Below are 18273 nucleotides of genomic sequence, written 5' to 3'. Positions count from 1 at the left end.
TCCGTACGCAGGTCGCGGCCGGTGCGCCGCGCATCCGGAGAGTCCGGGGGCGTCCGGGGAAGTCAGGGGCAGCCAGGGAGAGCCGGAGCCCGGGGCCGTTCGAATCGCCGTACGGCCCCGCAATAGGGTGATCCCCTATGGGGAATGGACCGCAGTCGCCCGGGGGCGATCACCACCAGCAGGAACCGCCGCAGCCGCAACCGCAGCCGCACGGACAGGCACAGCAGCAGGCGTACGGCCAGGAACAGCCGTACGGGCACGGCCAGGGGCAGCCGTACGGGTGGCCACCGCAGGAGCAGCGGCCCGCCGGGCAGCCCGCCTCCGCCCCCTGGAGCGCGCAGACCGTTCCCTCAGGGCTGCCCCCGCACCCCGGGCCGCCGCCCCCGTCCGGCGGCAGCCGCCGCAGCGCGGTCATCGCCGTCGTCGCGGCCACCGCCGTCGTACTCGCCGCCGGGATCACCGGATTCCTGGTGCTCGGCGGCGGAGGAGACGACGGGAAGCCGAGCGCGGGGCCCACCGGGGCGGACACCGCCCCGCCGTCGGCGTCCCCGGGCGAGCCCCGCACCGGGGACGAGGACGGGACCGCGCCCCTCGTGCCCGGCTGGAAGACCGTGGTCAACCCCAAGCGCGGCATCGCCTTCGACGTCCCGGTCCAGTGGGCGCTCAAGTCGAGCGGCTGGGTGAGCTACGTCGCCGAGAACGACGACCCCGAGGAGGTCCCGCTCGTCGGGTTCTCGGCCCCGGCCATCCTCAAGGAGAAGTGGTGCCGGTCCGACGACGACGGCAACGGCATCCAGGAGGACACCCCGCTCGCCTCCGTGGGCTCCCGGGGTGAGCCCGACGCCCGGAGCACCGCCGAGGCGGCCCGGGAGAACGCCCGTCTCTGGGTCTACGGCAGCTACGCCCAGCCGTCGAAGGAGAAGGTCACCACCGGGGCGGCGAAGCCGTTCACCACGAAGTCCGGCATCACCGGCAGCGTGGCGACCGCCACCTCGACCGGTGTCGCCAGGACGGGCGGCTGCTCCTACGACGGCAAGGCGACCGCGTTCGCCTTCGAGAACTCGGCGGGCGAGACGGTCTCCTGGACGTTCGTCGGCGTACGGGGAGTCGACGACGAGGTACCGGAGCCGACCGTGCGGAAGATCCTCAGCACCGTCCGGCTCATCGACAGCACCCCCTGACGGAGTCCCGGCCCCACCCCGGTCCCCGCCCCGGACCCGCTCCGGTCGGCGCGGACCGGGGCCCTTCCCACCGCACGTACACTCGGCCTATGGGACACCGCACCGCACCGAGGACATGCCCGCTCAGGGCCTCCTCCGCGCTGCCCCCGGCCGCCGCCCGCGCGGCCGTGCCCCCGGCGCCCGCCGACGCGGCGCCCGGAACGGGCCGTACCGCACTGCACGGCCACGGCTAGCGGCCCACCCGGCCGTTCCCGACAGCTGCATCCGGCGTTCCCGGCCCCCGGCGTCACCGCCCCCGGCCCGCCGCCCCCGTACCGATACCACCTCTCCGGCCCGCTGAGCGCCGGAGCTCACCGTCGCCTCCGGCACTCGCCGGAGGCGACGCGTCACCACCGGCTCCACAGCACCACAGCACCACGCGGCCCGAGGCGCACCCGCCCGGGCCGCTTCCCGGCGACGGCCGCACCACCTGGCCGGCGCCGCACTCGAAGGGATCATCGTGAATCTGAGCGACCTCATGGCCGGGCAGGTCCACCACGTGCTGCGGGGAGCCCCCGACCGCACGGACGTCACCGCCGGAGCGACGTTCGACGCGGACCGGGTCACCCCCGGTTCCGTCTTCGCCGCGGTGCCCGGCCACGCCGCCGGCGGCCCGGAAGCCGTCGCCCCGGCCGTCGCTCGCGGCGCCGTCGCCGTAATCGTCGACGAACAGGCGCCGCCGCTGCCCGCGGCGCTGGGCGACGTATGCGCTGTACGCGTCCCCGACGTCCGCAAGGCCGCCGCCGTCCTCGCCTCGCGCTACTTCGGCGAACCGGGCCGGGCGATGGACCTGATCGCCATCACCGGCACCAACGGCAAGACCTCCGTCTCGTACATGACCGAGTCGGTGCTGCGGCTCGCCGAGGGGACCCGGGTCGGGGTCATCGGCACGGCGGGCAGCCGCATCGGGGACGAGCCCATCCCGATGCCCCCCTCGGTGCTCACCACACCGGAATCGCCCGATCTCCAGTACCTGCTGGGGCACATGCGGGACCGGGACACCGGCAGCGTCGTCCTGGAGGCCACCTCGATGGGGCTGCTGACGCACCGTCTGGACCGTACGTTCATCGACGTCGGCGTCTTCACCAACCTCACCCAGGACCACCTCGACGACCACGGCACCATGGAGAACTACCGGGACGCCAAACTCCGCCTCTTCCAGGGCCTGTGCCGCCGCGCCGTGGTCAACGCCGACGACCCGGTGGGCGCCGGGATCCGGGAGCTGATGCCCGACGCGGTGACCACGTACGCGCTGGACGGCGACGCGGACTACCGCGCGAGCGATCTCACCGTGGACGCCTCGGGCACCCGGTTCACCCTGCACCACGACGGCCGCAAGTACCCGGCGGCGATCCCTTCGCCGGGCCGGTTCTCGGTCTCCAACGCGCTGGCCACGGTGGCCGCCTGCCACCTCCTCGGCCATGGTCTGGCCGGGCTGGTCGACGCGCTGGAGCGGATGCCGCAGATCCCCGGCCGCTTCGAACGCCTCCACACCCCCGGCGGCACCTCGGTGATCGTGGACTACGCCCACTCGCCGGACTCCCTCAGCAAGGTCCTCACCACGATCCGCGGCTTCGCCCGGGGACGGGTCATCACCGTCTTCGGCTGCGGCGGCGACCGCGACACCACCAAGCGCGCCGAGATGGGCGCCATCGCGGGCGCCCACTCCGACCTGTGCGTCCTCACCTCGGACAACCCCCGTTACGAGGACCCCGAGGCCATCCTCGACCAGATCGCCCCGGGCATCGCGTCGGCCGGGACACCGTTCGAGCGGATCACCGACCGCCGCCTGGCCATCGCCGCCGCGCTGGCGGAGGCGGGGCCGGCCGACATCGTGCTCATCGCGGGCAAGGGCAGCGAGCCGCACCAGGCCGTCCGGGGCGAGCTGCTGCCGTTCAGCGACATGGCCACGGTGCGCGAACTGATCGGCGCCTAGACCGACCCCGGCCGGGATCAATCCGTTGGTGCGGGCCGCCGATGAGCTGGGACGATGGCCCGGCCGCGCCGAAAGCCGGACGGGGCGGGAGCGGGGGGAGCGGGAGCCGTGGACATCTTCACGACGAAGGCCGGGACGGTACGGGGGCGGCGCACCGCCCGGGACCGCTCCATCGTCTCCGTACTCGGACTCCCGTACGCGGCCCCGCCGTTCGGCGACCGCCGGTTCCGGGAGCCGCAGCCGGCGCAACCCTGGGACGGCGTGCGCGACTGCGTCGCCTTCGGGCCGATCGCTCCCCAGTCGGCCGAACTGCCGGGCGCGCCGGCCTGGTCGCCCGGTGACGAGGACATCCTCACGCTGAACATCTGGACGCCCGCCGACGGGCCGGGCGACCTGCCCGTACTGGTCTGGATCCACGGCGGCGCGTACGTCTTCGGGTCCTCGGCCCAGCCCGACTTCGACGGCACCGCGCCGGCGGGCCTGGGGCTCGTCGTCGTCACCCTCAACAGCCGCCTCGGCTTCGAGGGGTTCGGCCATGTGCCCGACGCCGGCAGCGGCACGCCTGCCACCGATGCCGGCAGCGGCGCCGAGCCCTTCCCCGACAACCGGGGCCTGCTCGACCAGATCGCCGCCCTGGAATGGGTCCGCGACAACATCTCCGCGTTCGGCGGCTCGCCCGACCGGGTCACCCTGGCCGGACAGTCGTCGGGCGCCACCTCCGTGGCCTGCCTGGCGGTGGCCGACCGGGCGCGCGGCCTGTTCCGCCGCGCCGTCCTGCACAGCGCCGTCAACGCCTTCGCCACGGTGGAGCAGGCGGCCCGCACCACCGTCGAGGTCGCCGCGGCGGCCGGGGTGCCCGCCACCGGCGCCGGGCTGCTCGCCGCCCCGCCCGAGGCCCTGGTGGCCGCCGGGGACCGGGTCCGCGAGCGGTACGCACAGGACCCCGGCTCGGGGCAGCGCCACTACGACCCGGCGATCTACGGTCCGGTCGCCGACGGCGTCCTCCTGACCGCCGACCCGCTGGAGGCCCTGGCGGCCGGGGCGGGCGGCGCGGTGGAGCTGCTGGTCTGCCACACCACGGAGGAGTACTGGCTCCTGGACGCGGTCGGCAGCAGTGCGAAGATCACGACGGAAGAGCAACTGGCCGCCTTCGCCGCCGACTTCGGCCTCCCGGCCGCCCTCGTCGAGGGCCACCGCGAGCGCCTGCCGGACGCACCGGTCCTCGATGTCTATCTGTCCCTCTACTCCGGCCTCCTGTTCGCGGAGTACAGCACCCGTCTCGCCGAGGCCCATGCCCTGGCGGGCGGCCGGGCCTTCCTCGCCCGCTTCGACCGCCGCCGGGACCGTGCGGGGCAACGGGTGCGCGCCTGGCACTGCGCGGACATCCCGTTCGCCTTCGGCAACCTCCACGAGGAGAGCGTCCACTTCCTCGTCGGCGGCCCGCCCGGCCCGGCCGACCAGGAGCTCTCCGGGCGCATGACCCGCGCCTGGGCCGGGTTCGCCGCCCACGGCGATCCGGGCTGGGACCCTCTCGACGGACCTGCCGGGAGCGGGGCGCCGGTACGGATCTGGCGTACGGCGGACGAGGACGGCCCCGGGCGCGACGCGGAGGACGGGTTCCGTGATCTCTGGCGTACCGCCGGCCTGCCCCTGCTGGCGCCCTGAGAGCCGGCCTCCGGCAGGGGGCGGCAGGCGGCCGGGCGGCGGCCGGGCGGCTCGTCTAGGCGAAGCCGCCCGAGCGGGCCAGCCAGCGGCCCGCGTGCCGTGTCACCTCGATGGGGCGGCCGAAGCAGGCGGTCATCCGCTCCTCCGTGAGGACGTCCTCGACCCGCCCTCCCGCGAGGACCCGCCCCTCCCGCAGGAGCAGGGCGTGACCGATCGCCGGGGAGAGCTCCTCCAGATGGTGCGTGACGGTCACCGTCGACAACTCCGGCCGGTTCAGGGCGAGATGACGCATGGTGTCGATGAGGTCCTCGCGCGAGGGCAGATCGAGTGCGTTGAACGGCTCGTCGAGCAGCAGCAGAGCCGGGTCCGCCATGAGGGCCCGGGCGATGAGGATCCGGGCGCGCTGACCGCCCGAACAGACGCCGTATGGGCGGTCGGCGAGCTCCTTGACCTGGAGTTCGGCGAGCAACCCGTGGGCGCGCTCGCGCACCTCGTCGTCGTACGACTTCCACAGCGGCTGGACCGTGCCGGTGTGCCCGGTGAGGACCGTGGTGTGCCCGGTCAGGTCCCCCGGGACGCGCTGGGAGGTGGAGACATGACCGATGCGGGCGCGCAGTTCCCGTACGTCGACCCGGCCGAGCCGGTGACCGAGGACGTCGACCGTGCCGGTGGTGGGGAAGGCGGTGGCGCCGACGAGACGCAGCACGCTGGTCTTGCCGGCCCCGTTCGGGCCGAGCAGCGCCCAGTGCTCGCCGGCCCGGACGGTCCAGTCGACACCGTCGAGGATGACCTGGCCGGTGGCGTGGCGGCGCATGCTCACGCCGTCGAGGGCGGCGACGACGCGCCCGCGACCGGTGCCGGTGTTCCCGTCCATGCTGTCGTCCAGCCCCTTGGCTTCGGTGTCCACCGCACGGAGGATAGCTGTAGGCGGCATCGACCTGGGCGGGTGACCGCATCGCGGACGCGGTACGGTCCCCGCGCCGCCTTCATCGCCGCGCCAGGGCCAGCACGCTCAGCCCGAACATCAGGACGCCCAGGGGGAGATGCACCGACGGTATGTGCGCGATGCCGACCGCGACCTGGACCGAGGCCAGGACCAGGAAGCCGGACGCGTGCAGCACGGGCCGGGGCGAGCCGCCGCCCGGCTTCCAGGCCAGCACCGCCGCGAGCACGTACAGCATCGACGCCCCGTACATCACGCGCGCTCCGACGCTGTGCAGAACCTCTCCGTAGGACGTGGTCATCAGCAGTCCGGAGGAGACGGCCTGAAGGAAGATGGTCAGGGTCTGCAGAGCGATCGCGATCTGCAAAAACGAGAATCCACGCCGAGTCGTCACCTGGGTGGTCATGCCACGCCCCCCTTTTTCCCGCCCGTGGGCAGTTGATCGATAAGGTCTTACCAGCCCGACGAAGCGGGCCCGCGAAAGGTAAGGCGAGAGGCGGTCGGAGCATGGGGGCGGCAACGGCGGGCACCGATGAGACAGCCGGTGAGCGCGGTCAACTGATCAATGTGGCGTACCGGTTGCTCGGATCGCTGGCCGAGTCCGAGGACGCCGTGCAGGAGGCCTACGCGCGCTGGTACGCGCTGCCGCGGAGCCGGCGGGACGAGATCGTGTCGCCCGGCGCCTGGCTGACGACGGTGACCGGCCGTATCTGCCTGGATGTGCTCGGCTCGGCGCGGGTCCGGCGCGAACGGTACGTGGGCGCGTGGCTGCCGGATCCGCTGCCCGAACCCGGCGGGCGCGGGCGGGGCACCGACCTGGCCGACCTCGCCGACCAGATCGTCCTGGACGAATCGGTGACCATGGCCTTCCTGGTCGTCCTGGAGACGATGACCCCCGCCGAGCGGGTGTCGTTCGTCCTGCACGACGTCTTCCGCTACCCGTTCGCCGAGATCGCCGACGTCCTCGGCCGGACCCCCGCCGCCTGCAAGCAGCTCGCGTCCTCCGCCCGGCGGCGGGTGCCCGCCGCCCCGGCTCCGGCACCGGCGGACACACGGACCGACGCCGTGCGGCGCGTCAAGGAGGCCTGGGAGAACAAGGACATCGCGGCCCTCGTCGACCTCCTCGACCCGGCCGCCCTGATGACCGCAGACGGCGGCGGCCTGGTCGGCGCCGCCCTGCGCCCGATCGAAGGAGCCGCGCGTATCGCCCCGTACATGGTGGCCATCGCCGACCGGGCGCCGGGCCTCGAACTCCTGGAGCGGCCGGTCAACGGTGTGCCGGGCCTGGTGGCGCGGCGTGACGGTGCCGTCGTGACCGTGGCCGCGTTCGATGTCGCCGAGGGGCGTGTCGCCCGGATCTGGGTGGTCCGCAATCCGGAGAAGCTTCAGCCGTGGGCGACCCGCCGGGGTGTTGATGAAGGGGTCGACGAAGAGGTCCAGGACATCCCGCGACCGCTGACCGCCCTCGATCATTGACCGCTGTCGACCGCTGTCGACCGCTGTCGACCGCTGTCGATCACTGACCGCCTTCGGTCACTGACCGCGCAGGTCGAGCCGCATCAGGACGCGGGGGTGACCGGCCAGCACCGAGGTGGTGTCGGCGGCGTGGGTGAACCCGGCGCGCTCGAAGTTCTTCCGGATCCCGGCGTACGCCATCGTCAGGTCGACCATGGCGTCACCGTTGTCGATCGGGTACGCCTCGATCGCCGGCGCGCCGTGCGCACGGGCGAACTCGACCGCCCCGGCGATCAGGACGTGCGAGATCCCCTTCTTACGATGACCGGGGCGGACCCGGACGCACCACAGCGACCAGACCGGCAGGTCGTCCACGTGCGGGATGCGACGGCTGCGCGCGAAGGAGGTGTCCGAGCGCGGTGCCACGGCGGCCCAGCCCACCGGCTCGTCGCCGTCGTAGGCGAGTACCCCCGGCGGGGGCTCCGCACGGCACAGCCCGGCGACGTACTCACCGCGGGCCGGTCCGCGAAGCTCGTTGTTGAGCTTGGACGGAATCCGGTAGCTCAGGCACCAGCAGACGTTGGCCCCGGGCGACTTCGGACCGACCAGGGTACGAACGTCCTCGAAGGCCGAGGCCGGGCGGACGACGATGGCCATGGCGCCCACGATGCCACGACGGGTCCGATGACACCCGCTGGGGAGCTGTAGGGGGCAGGGGCAGGGGGAGCAGGGAAACCTAGTACGGCGGCAGCCGCAGCGCCCCGGTGCCCTCGCGTACGTCGTGCACGAGCCGGATCTTCCCCACCGGATTGCCGTGCTCGTCCGTGGTCACCAGGGCCGCGTCGTCGCTGTTGACGCACCGCCCGCGCGCGTCCGGCTCGGGGCAGAACAGCACGTAACCGGTCTGCCGGTCGACACGGCCCGGCTCCAGCCGCCAGATCCACTGGTAGTTGCTCATGACCACCCGGGGGTACGTGGCCCGCAGTTGCTCCTTCACCGCGTTCTGCACGGTGTCGCCGAACTTCTGGCGCTCCCGGAACGGGCGGACGACCCGGGCGCTGCCCGTGGTGTCGACCCGGCCCGCCTCGATCTCGTAACTCGCCGAGTAGTAGGCCTGCTTGGTGAGCGAGGCCAGGAGGTCCGTCCGGGTCAGCCGCATCACCGTGGGCCAGGAGTCCTTGCCCCGGTCGCGGCGGTCCGCGACGGCGGGGGAGACCACGTTCACGTACGAGCCCTGAGCCTTCCCCAACGTGCTGTCGGCCCCGCTCGCCGTGACCCAGCGCTGGACGCACTCCCCGATCTCGCCGAGCACCTTCGTCACGGTAGCGTTCGTCAGCTCGGCCACCACGTAGGGCGGGGTGCCGGTCGGACCCAGGGCGATGACCTCGTAACCGCACGCGTCGAAGGCGCCCTTGAGCGTACGGAAGTCGTCGGCCTGCTGCCGCCCGCGCTTCACGGCCTCCGCCAGTACGCCGGCGCAGTCCTTGCGGTCGCACAGACCCTGGTCCGCCTTGTCCGTGTCGATGCGGAGCCGGACCACGGCGTCGCGGTCGTCGGTCACCGCGAACGTGACCTCCGAGCCGCCGGTTCCCGGGAAGAGCGTGCGTGCTCCGATCGCCTTGAGCTGCCCCGGGAAGTGCTTCTCGGCCAGCTCCTCCGCCGCCCGCCGGTCGTCCTTGGTGTCGACCACTCCGCACGCGCCCAGCAGGACGACCAGCGAACCCGCCAGTGTGCCGGTCAGCGCGGCTCTCCACTGTCTGCGGCGTGATCCAGCCATGATCTGCTCCTCCACCTGGTCCCGTCCCCTGTTCCTGTGACAGTAGGACCAGTGTCGGCGGGCCGGATGAGTACGCCTACTCAACCCGGTGCGCGTCGCCCCCCCCCGCACCCCTTCCCGACCCTTCGCCGCCATTGGCATGGACCTGACTATCGAACTCCGCTACAGTCCGGGACGGCGGATCTGAGAGCGCTCTCAAGCGGCACGATCGGCATGCGCTCACGGACGCCTCCCGTTCCACCCCCACGTCGCTGGAACAACAGGAAGGGTCACTCCCTTGAGACACGCAACCGTGCTGCGGACCGGTCTGTCCGCACTCCTGCTCCTCGGTGCCTGGGCCGCCGCCGGCCCCTCGTCCGCCTCCGCCGCCCCCACCGACTCCGCGCAGGCCCCCGCCTCCGCCGGCCTGCTCACCGCGATGCAGCGCGACCTCGGCCTCAGCGAGGGCGAGGCCCGTGCGCGGCTCGCCGACGAGAAGGCGGCCACCGCCCTGGAGCCGAAGGCGCAGCGCGCCGCGGGCTCCGCCTACGGCGGCTCCTGGTTCGACCCGAAGACCGGCAAGCTGGTCGTCGCGGTCACGAACGCCGAGAAGGCCGCGGCCGTACGGGCCGCCGGTGCCGACACCCGGATCGTCGGGCACTCGGCCGAGCGGCTCGACGCCACGAAGGCGCGCATCGACAAGCTGACCGCGCCGGCCGGGGTGAGCAGCTGGCACGTCGACCCGGCGACCAGCAGTGTCGTCGTGAACGTCGTCGCCTCCGAGCAGCGTGACAACGATGTCCGGTCCTTTGTCGCCAAGGCCCGTGAGGCCGGGCCCGTGACCGTGGAGACGACCGCCGAAGCGCCGCAGACCTTCGCCGCCGGAACGGTCGGAGGCGACCCGTACTACACGGGCAACGTCCGCTGTTCGATCGGCTTCTCCGTGCACGGCGGCTTCGTCACCGCCGGGCACTGCGGCGGCGCCGGTCAGTCCGTGCGCGGCTGGGACGGCTCGGACATCGGCCACTTCCAGGGCTCGTCCTTCCCCGGTGACGACTACGCCTGGGTGAACGTGGCCAACGGCTGGTGGACCGCACCGGTCGTCATCGGCTGGGGCACCGTCTCCGACCAGCTCGTCCGCGGTTCGAACGAGGCGCCGATCGGTGCCTCGATCTGCCGCTCCGGTTCCACCACGCACTGGCACTGCGGCAACGTCCTGGCCAAGAACGAGACCGTCAACTACAGCCAGGGCGCCGTGCACGAGATGACCAAGACGAGCGTCTGCGCCGAGGGCGGCGACTCCGGCGGCTCGTTCATCAGCGGCGACCAGGCCCAGGGCGTCACCTCCGGCGGCTGGGGCAACTGCTCCGGCGGCGGCGAGACCTGGTACCAGCCGGTCAACGAGATCCTCAACCGGTACGGGCTGACCCTGCACACCGCGTGATCCGGGGGAGCCGTTCCGCCGTCCTCCCCGGCGGAACGGCTCCCGCCGACGGGTGAGGGCGCCGGGTGAAAGCGCCGGGGCGCGCGTGGTCCCGGGCGGTCCCGGACCGGTCCCGGGCGGTCTCGAGCGGCTCCGGTCGGCCGGATTCCATCGGCCGGTGAAATCGTGAGCGCGCGGCGCCGGCGTTCATCGGTCCGGCGAAGGTGCGGAAGGTATACGTGAGCGGTCCCGCCGGTGTGCGGGGCCGCTTTCCTGTGCGGGCTCCCGGTCATGTCAGGACCCCGCCCAACCTCCTTTGCGCGGTGCATCGTTCACCAGCTATTGACACCTTCTCAGCACCGGCGCAACACTGGCACCGCTTTGGAGAGCGCTCTCCCAGCGTTCCCGCGGTCCGCCGGCCTCGTGACGCACAGGGGGAGTTCTCTTCCCGGCTGCACCGTCCAGCTCACCCTTTCCCCCCACCGTGCACCCGATGTGCAGGGATGAAGAGCGGCATGGAGGTCCCTATGGTGACAAGACTCAACCGAACGACCCTGGTGTCCGTCCTGATCGTGGCCACCGCCCTGGCGCTGGTCGCGCTCGGGCTGACCGCGATCACGAACGCCGGGGCGACCGCCGCCGAGGCGGCCCGGCCCGTATCCGATCAGCCCGCTGCTGCCTCGCACGCCATGCAGGGGCACAAGATGGCGCCCGCGAAGCCCGTGGCCTTCGGCGACGACCCCGACGGCGACGGCTACATACCGGCGGACCCGCCGGTCACCGGTGTGGAACCGTCCGACGAGATCCCGCCGCACCGCTACTTCCACGAGTTCCAGGCCAACTGCTCGGTCACGCACACCGCCCCGGACGACCCGATCGTCTACCCGGGCCAGGCCGGCGCGTCGCACGACCACACGTTCATGGGCAACGACACCACGAACGCGAGCAGCACCACCGAGTCCCTGAGTGCGGGCGGGACCGCCTGCCTGGCGCCCGGCGATGTGTCCGCGTACTGGATGCCGACCCTGTTCAACGGGGACGAGGAGATCCGCCCGGTCGGCCCCCAGACCATCTACTACAAGTCCGGAGTCACCGACTACCGCACCGTACGGCCGTTCCCCAAGGGGCTGCGGTTCGTCGTCGGCAGCCCCACGCAGACCCCCGAGGAGTTCCGCGACCACCCCGGCATGGTCGAGGGGTACGAGTGCGGCGAGAGCTACCACAACTACGGCTTCCCGGCCACCTGCCCGACCAGCCAGGACACCCAGCTCAACCTGCGTATGCAGGCGCCCAGTTGCTGGGACGGCAAGTACCTGGACACCCCCGACCACAAGGCCCACATGGCCTATCCGGTCGTGATGGGGGCCAACCAGGACGTCTGCCCGACGAGCCACCCGGTCGCCCTGCCGATGATCGAGTTCAAGATGGCCTGGCCGGTCAACGGTGACATGTCGCAGGTGAGACTGGCCAGCGGCGCCGGTCACTCCTTCCACTACGACTTCTTCAACGCCTGGGACGACGCCACGCTCGCCGCCCTGGTCGACCACTGTGTCGTCGGCGCTCTCCAGTGCAACGCCCGCGGCTACGACGAGACCAACCCGGACGAGGGCGCGGCCCTGGACGAGAACTACGAACTGCCCTGACCCCGGTCTGAGTTCTGCCCCCATCGCGTCTCCCTTATGGGTGCACCGCGCCCATAAGGGAGAGCGCTCTCCCATCCGTTCCGCTTCCCCCGCCCGCACCTACCTTCCATATCCCCCACCCGCACTCCCGTGAGGAGCCCTTCCCCCCATGATCACGTCCCGTTTCCGACGACCGGCCCGCCCTCGGGGCCGTACCACCGCGCGTCTCGCCGTCTCCGCGCTCCTGGCCGCCGCGGCGGCCGCCCTTCCGGTGCCGGCCGCCCAGGCCGCCGGCAGTGTGGTGAAGGTGACCGGTTCCCAGGGCGCCTGGCAGCTGACCGTGGACGGTGCCCCGTACACCGTGAAGGGCCTGACCTGGGGTCCGTCCGTCGCGGACGCCGGGCAGTACATGCCCGACGTGAAGTCGATGGGCGTCAACACGATCCGTACGTGGGGCACCGACGCCACCACGGAACCGCTCCTGGACACCGCGGCGGCCAACGGCATCAAGGTGATCGCCGGGTTCTGGCTGCAGCCGGGCGGCGGTCCCGGCAGCGGCGGCTGTGTGAACTACCTGACGGACACCGACTACAAGAACGACATGCTCGCCGAGTTCCCGAAGTGGGTGGACACCTACAAGGACCATGAGGGCGTCCTCATGTGGAACGTCGGCAACGAGTCGGTGCTCGGCCTGCAGAACTGCTACAGCGGCGACGAACTGGAGCAGCAGCGCGACGCGTACACCACCTTCGTCAACGACATCACCAAGAAGATCCACGAGGTCGACCCGAACCACCCGGTCACCTCGACCGACGCCTGGACCGGCGCCTGGGAGTACTACAAGAAGAACGCGCCCGACCTCGACCTGTACGCGGTGAACTCCTACGACGCCGTCTGCGACATCCGCGACACCTGGGAGAGCGGCGGCTACGACAAGCCCTACATCGTCACCGAGGGCGGCCCCGCCGGTGAGTGGGAGGTGCCGGACGACGCCAACGGCATCCCGGACGAGCCCAGCGACGTGGCGAAAGCCGCGGGATACAAGAGCGCCTGGGACTGCGTCCAGGGGCACTCCGGGGTCTCGCTCGGGGCGACGCTCTTCCACTACGGCACCGAGTACGACTTCGGCGGCGTCTGGTTCAACCTGCTCCCCGCGGGCCAGAAGCGGCTCTCCTACTACGCGGTGAAGGAGGCGTACGGCGCGGACACCTCCGGTGACAACACCCCGCCGGTCATCAGCGACCTGACCGTCGAGAACGCCTCCGCCGTCGAGGCGGGCCGGCCGTTCACGCTCAAGGCGTCCGTGTCCGACCCGGACGGCGACGCGCTCACGCACGAGGTGCTGGTCAACTCCAAGTACATCGACGACAGCGGCCAGTTGACGGAGACGGACTTCACCGACCGGGGTGACGGCACCTTCGAGGTCACCGCGCCGGACAAGCTCGGCGTCTGGAAGGTCTACCTCAAGTCGACCGACGGGAAGGGCAACGTCGGCATCGAGACGAAGTCCTTCAAGGTGGTTCCGCCGCAGGTCGACGGGGTGAACCTGGCCTCCGGCAAGCCCGCCGAGGCCTCGTCCTTCCAGCCGGACAGCGTCGGCTGCCCCTGCCCGGCGGCCAACGCCGTCGACGGCTCCTTCGACACCCGCTGGGCCAGCGACTGGGCCGACCAGCAGTGGATCCAGGTCGACCTGGGATCGACCACCTCCTTCGACCACGTCCAGCTGGCCTGGGAGGCGGCCTACGCCAAGGGGTACACGGTCCAGACCTCGGACAACGGCCAGGACTGGAACACCGTCCACACCGAGACGGCCGGCAACGGCGGCATCGATGACATCGAGGTCGCGGGCAACGCCCGACACGTCCGCGTGAGCGCCACCGAGCGGGGCACCCCGTGGGGCTACTCGCTCTACGAGTTCGGCGTCTACCAAAGCTGACCCCCGCCGGACGAGAAGCCCTCCGCGCCGTCCCATCCCCGCTGTCGGCGTGGAGGAAGCCCGCGGCGGCCACGGACATCCGTGGCCGCCGCGGGCTCGACACGTTGTTCTCGGACGATGCGGGGGTAGCGTCTCGGCATGGACTTTCGAACCACTGTCGAGCGTGCTCAACGCCTCAAGCGACTGCACGCCGACCACAAGCCGCTCGTGCTGCCCACCGTCTGGGACGTCTGGTCCGCGCGGACCGCGGCCGCCGCGGGCTTCCCCGCGCTGACCATCGGCAGCCATCCGCTCGCCGACTCCCGCGGGGCCGAGGACCAGGAGGGCCAGACCTTCGAGGAGGTGCTCGCCGCCGTCAGGCCGATCATCGCGGCGGTCGACGTCCCCGTCTCCGTGGACCTGGAGTCCGGCTACGGGCAGAAGCCCGCGGATCTCGTCGCCGGTCTGATCGAGGCCGGCGGTGTCGGTCTCAACATCGAGGACACCGTCCACTCGGAGGGCGGACGCGTGCGCAGCACGCAGGAGCACGCGAGCTACGTCGCGGGTCTGCGCGCGGCGGCGGACGACGCGGGCGTCCCGGTCTGGGTCAACGGGCGCACCGACCTCTTCGTGCACGCGGAGAAGCCCTCGGCTGTCCTCGACGAGGTGATCGAGCGACTGCGGGCCATGGAGCGGGCCGGCGCCGACAGCGTCTACCCGGTGCGTATCCAGGATGACGACGAGCTGCTCGCGGCGGTGACCGCGGCCGTCGCCGTTCCGGTGAACACCACGGCACATCCCGTGAACCACGACCTGGAGCGTTTCCGCCGCCTCGGCGTCGGCCGCATCACCTACGGTCCGCTGCTGCAGTTCGCGCTGACGGACGCGATGAAGGACATGCTGAAGCCGTGGGCGCCCTCCTCCTAGAGGCTGTCCGGCGATGCGAAAAGCCCTCCGGTCGCGGCGAGAATGCGCCGCGGCCGGAGGGCTGTCGGGGAGGGGCAGGGGAGGGGCAGGGGAGAAGCGGGGTCAGGCGGCCGTCCGGCCATCGCGGCGCTCCGCGTGCTCCCGGACCAGCTCCACGTACCGGCGGCCGCTGCTCTTGACCGTACGGCGCTGGGTCTCATAATCCACGTGGACCAGGCCGAACCGCTTGTCGTAGCCGTACGCCCATTCGAAGTTGTCCAGCAGCGACCAGGCGAAGTACCCGGCCAGCGGCGCGCCCTTGGCGACCGCGCGGGCGCAGGCGGCGAGGTGCTCCTCCAAGTACCGCACGCGCTCGGGGTCGTGGACCGAGCCGTCCGCCGCGACGACGTCCTCGTACGCCGAACCGTTCTCGGTGACGTAGATCCGCTGGACGCCGTACTCCTCGGTCAGGCGCAGCAGCAGCTGCTCCAGGCCCTCCGCGTGGACCTCCCAGTCCATGTGGGTGAGGCGGGCGCCGGGGACGGAGACCTGCTTGGCCCGGGGCGCTGTGCCGTCGGGGTCGGCGGTGACGATCTGCCGGAAGTAGTAGTTCAGGCCCAGCCAGTCGAGCGGTGCGGCGATGGTCTCCAGATCGCCCGGCCGGACGGGGAGTTCGACCCCGTACTCCTCCACCATGTCCTGCGGGTAGCCGCGCCCCAGGATCGGGTCCAGCCACCAGCGGTTGATGTGGCCGTCGGCGCGGCGGGCGGCGGCGAGGTCGGCCTCGCTCGTGCTCGCCGGCTCGATCGGGCTGAGGTTGTTGACGATGCCGACCCGGGCGTCCGACGAGGCCGCCCGGATGGCCTGCACGGCGAGCCCATGACCCAGGTGCAGGTGGTAGGAGGCGCGCACGGCGGCGGTCAGGTCGGTGAGACCCGGCGCCATCCGGCCCTCCAGGTGCCCGATCCAGGCCGAGCAGAGCGGCTCGTTGAGCGTCGCCCAGTCCTTGACGCGGTCGCCGAGGCGCTCCACCACGTGGGAGGCGTACGCCGCGAAGTGCTCCGAGGTCTCCCGTACGGTCCAGCCGCCCCGGTCCTGGAGCACCTGCGGCAGGTCCCAGTGGTAGAGCGTGGCGAACGGGGTGACGCCGGCCTCCAGGAGGCCGTCCACGAGCCGGTCGTAGAAGTCCAGGCCCGCCTTGTTGACCGGCCCGTCGCCGCCGGGCACGACCCGCGGCCAGGCGACCGAGAAGCGGTAGGCGTCCGCGCCGAGCCGTTTGATCAGGCCGATGTCCTCGGGGACCCGGTGGTAGTGGTCGCAGGCGATGTCGCCCGTGTCGCCGCCGTCGATCGTGCCGGGGGTGTGCGAGAACGTGTCCCAGATCGAGGGGGAGCGGCCGTCCTCGGCGACGGCTCCCTCGATCTGGTACGCGGCGGTGGCGACGCCCCAGGTGAAGTCTGCCGGGAGGGCGTTGAGGTCGGACACGTGCTGCCTTTCCGTGGGGGTGGTGGGACGGCTTCCGTCGGCCGGTGTCACTTGACGGCTCCCGCCGTCAGACCGGCGACCAGATAGCGCTGGAGGAGCAGGAATCCGGCGACGATCGGGATGCTGACGACGAGGGACGCGGCCATGACCTGGTTCCAGTACACGTCGTTCTGCGTGGCGTAGCCCTGGAGGCCGACGGAGAGGGTCCGGGTGGCGTCGTTCGTCATGACGGAGGCGAAGAGCACTTCGCCCCAGGCCGTCATGAAGGAGTAGACGGACACGGCGACGATCCCGGGCACGGCGGCCGGCACGACGACCTGGAAGAGGGCGCGGACGGGGCCGCAGCCGTCGACCAGCGCCGCTTCGTCCAGGTCCCGGGGGATGGAGTCGAAGTAGCCGATCAGCATCCAGATCGAGAACGGCAGCGAGAACGTGAGGTACGTCAGGATGAGGCCGCCGCGCGAGCCGTACAGAGCGACGCCGGTGCTGTTGCCGATGTTGACGAAGATGAGGAACAGCGGGAGCAGGAAGAGAATCCCCGGGAACATCTGCGTGGACAGCACCGTGACGGTGAAGACCCGCTTGCCCCGGAAGCGGTAGCGGCTCACCGCGTAGGCGGCGAACACCGCGATGGTCACCGACAGCACCGTCGCCGAGCCCGCCACGATCAGCGAGTTGACGAAGTACCTGGCGAGCGGGACGGTCTCCCAGATGTCGAAGTACGGCCGGATCGTCAGTGTGGACGGGATCCACTGGAACTTCCCCGACACGTCCTGGAGCGGCTTCAGCGAGCTGCTGACCATCACATAGACGGGCAGCAGGACGAATCCGGTGAGCAGCGTCAGGACGATGCGCCGGGTCCAGAGGAAGGACTGCGGCGCCGCCATCGGCGAGCGGGCCCGCGACCGGGTGGTGCGGGTCGGCCGCGTGAGGCTAGACATCGGCGCCCTTCCTTCCGCGCGAGGTGAAGAACAGATAGACGGCCGTCACGACCAGCAGGAAGAGCAGCAGCAGGACCGACATCGCGGATCCGGTGCCGAAGTTCCAGGTGACGAACGACGACTGGTAGATGTGGATCGAGATCAGGTCCGCGCTCTCCGGCGCCGATTTCCCGAACAGCACGTAGGGCGTGTTGAAGTCGTTGAACGTCCACAGGAAGAGCACCAGGACCAGGACCTGGTTGACGGGGCGCAGCGAGGGAAGGGTGATCCGGCGGATCTGCTGCCAGATGCCGGCGCCGTCGATCGAGGCGGCCTCGTACAGCTCGCGCGGGATGTTCTGAAGCCCGGCCATCAGCATGAGGAAGGCGAACGGCCAGCCCTTCCACACCGAGACGATGATCAGGGTGTAGATGCTGTTGTCGCCGATCAGCCAGAACGACGGCTCGTCGGTGATGCCGAGCTGGTCGTGCAGGACGTGGTTGATCAGCCCGTTGTCCCGCTGGAACATGAACGCCCAGGTGATGACGGCCGCGTAGACCGGCAGGGCGTACGGGACGAGGAAGATCGCCCGCAGGATGCCCCGGCCCCGGAAGCTCTCCTGGAGGAGGATCGCCGCCGCGGTGCCGAACAGCCAGGCGAACCCGACCGAGAAGAACGTGAAGACGCAGGTCACGAAGAACGAGTGGAGCAGGGCCTCGCCGATCGGCGCGTCGAAGTCGACGGCGATGCTGTAGTTGTCGAAGCCGGTCCAGGGCGCCGCCCCCCAGTTGCTGATGAAGAACTGGGTGAGCTGGCGGAAGCTCATCACGATCCCGATGATCATCGGGATGATGTGGATGAGGAGTTCGAGCAGGACGGCGGGCAGAAGGAGCAGGTAGGGCAGTCCGCCTTGGCGGATCCGGTCGGGGATGCGCGGCAGTCTCCTGCGCGCACCCCCGGTGCCCCGGCTCGAACCCTTACCGGTCGACGTGTCGACCTCGGGGTCCGTGGTGACGGTGGCGGTCAT

16 protein-coding genes are annotated in these 18273 nt (G+C 71.4%); 9 read left to right on the top strand and 7 right to left on the bottom strand.

All coding sequences use genetic code 11. The annotated features are described in order from the left end of the window. Window positions 1-137 precede the first annotated feature (137 nt). From ACIQPT_RS01895 to ACIQPT_RS01880, 4 genes are all read left to right on the top strand, one after another. Window positions 138-1181, top strand: coding sequence for a hypothetical protein (locus ACIQPT_RS01895; protein ID WP_401151444.1), 1044 nt, complete (start codon window positions 138-140; stop codon window positions 1179-1181). Window positions 1182-1270: 89 nt separating this feature from the next. Continuing rightward, window positions 1271-1414: a hypothetical protein gene (locus tag ACIQPT_RS01890; protein ID WP_401151441.1), complete on the top strand. Its 144-nt coding sequence runs from the start codon at window positions 1271-1273 to the stop codon at window positions 1412-1414. A 266-nt stretch (window positions 1415-1680) separates the two neighbouring features. Then, the gene (locus ACIQPT_RS01885; protein WP_401151438.1) at window positions 1681-3156 is read left to right on the top strand and encodes a UDP-N-acetylmuramoyl-L-alanyl-D-glutamate--2,6-diaminopimelate ligase; all 1476 of its coding nucleotides are present in this window, start codon (window positions 1681-1683) and stop codon (window positions 3154-3156) included. A gap of 108 nt (window positions 3157-3264) precedes the next feature. Continuing rightward, window positions 3265-4821 carry a carboxylesterase/lipase family protein gene (locus tag ACIQPT_RS01880; RefSeq protein ID WP_401151436.1) on the top strand — a complete coding sequence of 519 codons (1557 nt, stop codon included), beginning with the start codon at window positions 3265-3267 and terminating at the stop codon, window positions 4819-4821. Between the two features lie 55 nt (window positions 4822-4876). Here the strand turns inward: ACIQPT_RS01880 and ACIQPT_RS01875 are convergent, their stop codons facing one another. Both ACIQPT_RS01875 and ACIQPT_RS01870 read right to left on the bottom strand, forming a co-directional pair. After that, window positions 4877-5695 (bottom strand): ABC transporter ATP-binding protein, encoded by an 819-nt coding sequence (locus ACIQPT_RS01875; protein ID WP_401151619.1) that lies wholly within the window; start codon window positions 5693-5695, stop codon window positions 4877-4879. 112 nt (window positions 5696-5807) lie between these two features. Further along, window positions 5808-6170: a hypothetical protein gene (locus ACIQPT_RS01870; RefSeq protein WP_401151434.1), complete on the bottom strand. Its 363-nt coding sequence runs from the start codon at window positions 6168-6170 to the stop codon at window positions 5808-5810. Window positions 6171-6271: 101 nt separating this feature from the next. Here ACIQPT_RS01870 and sigJ point away from each other — a divergent pair, with 101 nt between their 5' ends. Next, entirely contained in the window at window positions 6272-7240 is a 969-nt protein-coding gene (gene sigJ, locus ACIQPT_RS01865) for an RNA polymerase sigma factor SigJ (protein ID WP_401151432.1), read from the top strand. 57 nt (window positions 7241-7297) lie between these two features. Here sigJ and ACIQPT_RS01860 read toward each other — a convergent pair whose 3' ends face one another. Further along, entirely contained in the window at window positions 7298-7876 is a 579-nt protein-coding gene (locus ACIQPT_RS01860; RefSeq protein WP_401151430.1) for a GNAT family N-acetyltransferase, read from the bottom strand. Window positions 7877-7955: 79 nt separating this feature from the next. Further along, entirely contained in the window at window positions 7956-8996 is a 1041-nt protein-coding gene (locus tag ACIQPT_RS01855; RefSeq protein WP_401151428.1) for an SCO7460 family lipoprotein, read from the bottom strand. Between the two features lie 277 nt (window positions 8997-9273). Between ACIQPT_RS01855 and ACIQPT_RS01850 the strand changes: the two genes are divergently transcribed. The 4 genes from ACIQPT_RS01850 to ACIQPT_RS01835 all read left to right on the top strand — a co-directional run bounded on the left by ACIQPT_RS01850 (window position 9274) and on the right by ACIQPT_RS01835 (window position 14862). Beyond that, on the top strand, window positions 9274-10419 hold the full coding sequence (locus tag ACIQPT_RS01850) for a S1 family peptidase (protein ID WP_401151425.1): 1146 nt from the start codon (window positions 9274-9276) through the stop codon (window positions 10417-10419). Between the two features lie 506 nt (window positions 10420-10925). Then, entirely contained in the window at window positions 10926-12041 is a 1116-nt protein-coding gene (locus ACIQPT_RS01845) for a DUF1996 domain-containing protein (RefSeq protein ID WP_401151423.1), read from the top strand. A 148-nt stretch (window positions 12042-12189) separates the two neighbouring features. Next, the gene (locus ACIQPT_RS01840; protein ID WP_401151420.1) at window positions 12190-13956 is read left to right on the top strand and encodes a discoidin domain-containing protein; all 1767 of its coding nucleotides are present in this window, start codon (window positions 12190-12192) and stop codon (window positions 13954-13956) included. Window positions 13957-14094: 138 nt separating this feature from the next. Beyond that, entirely contained in the window at window positions 14095-14862 is a 768-nt protein-coding gene (locus ACIQPT_RS01835; RefSeq protein ID WP_401151417.1) for an isocitrate lyase/phosphoenolpyruvate mutase family protein, read from the top strand. A 102-nt stretch (window positions 14863-14964) separates the two neighbouring features. Here ACIQPT_RS01835 and ACIQPT_RS01830 read toward each other — a convergent pair whose 3' ends face one another. From ACIQPT_RS01830 to ACIQPT_RS01820, 3 genes are read right to left on the bottom strand one after another with little or no spacing between them, the layout of a single operon-like run. Next, a complete protein-coding gene (locus ACIQPT_RS01830) occupies window positions 14965-16326 on the bottom strand; it encodes a GH1 family beta-glucosidase (protein WP_401151415.1) in 1362 nt (453 codons plus the stop codon). A gap of 47 nt (window positions 16327-16373) precedes the next feature. Next, window positions 16374-17267, bottom strand: coding sequence for a carbohydrate ABC transporter permease (locus tag ACIQPT_RS01825; protein WP_401151413.1), 894 nt, complete (start codon window positions 17265-17267; stop codon window positions 16374-16376). Further along, entirely contained in the window at window positions 17260-18273 is a 1014-nt protein-coding gene (locus ACIQPT_RS01820) for a carbohydrate ABC transporter permease (protein ID WP_401151410.1), read from the bottom strand. Before ACIQPT_RS01820 ends, ACIQPT_RS01825 begins: the two co-directional genes overlap by 8 nt.

Source organism: Streptomyces sp. NPDC091289, from assembly GCF_044757365.1.
Lineage (GTDB): Bacteria > Actinomycetota > Actinomycetes > Streptomycetales > Streptomycetaceae > Streptomyces.
The sequence above is the reverse complement of the archived record's forward strand: the minus strand, read 5'-3'. Positions and strand labels throughout refer to the sequence as shown.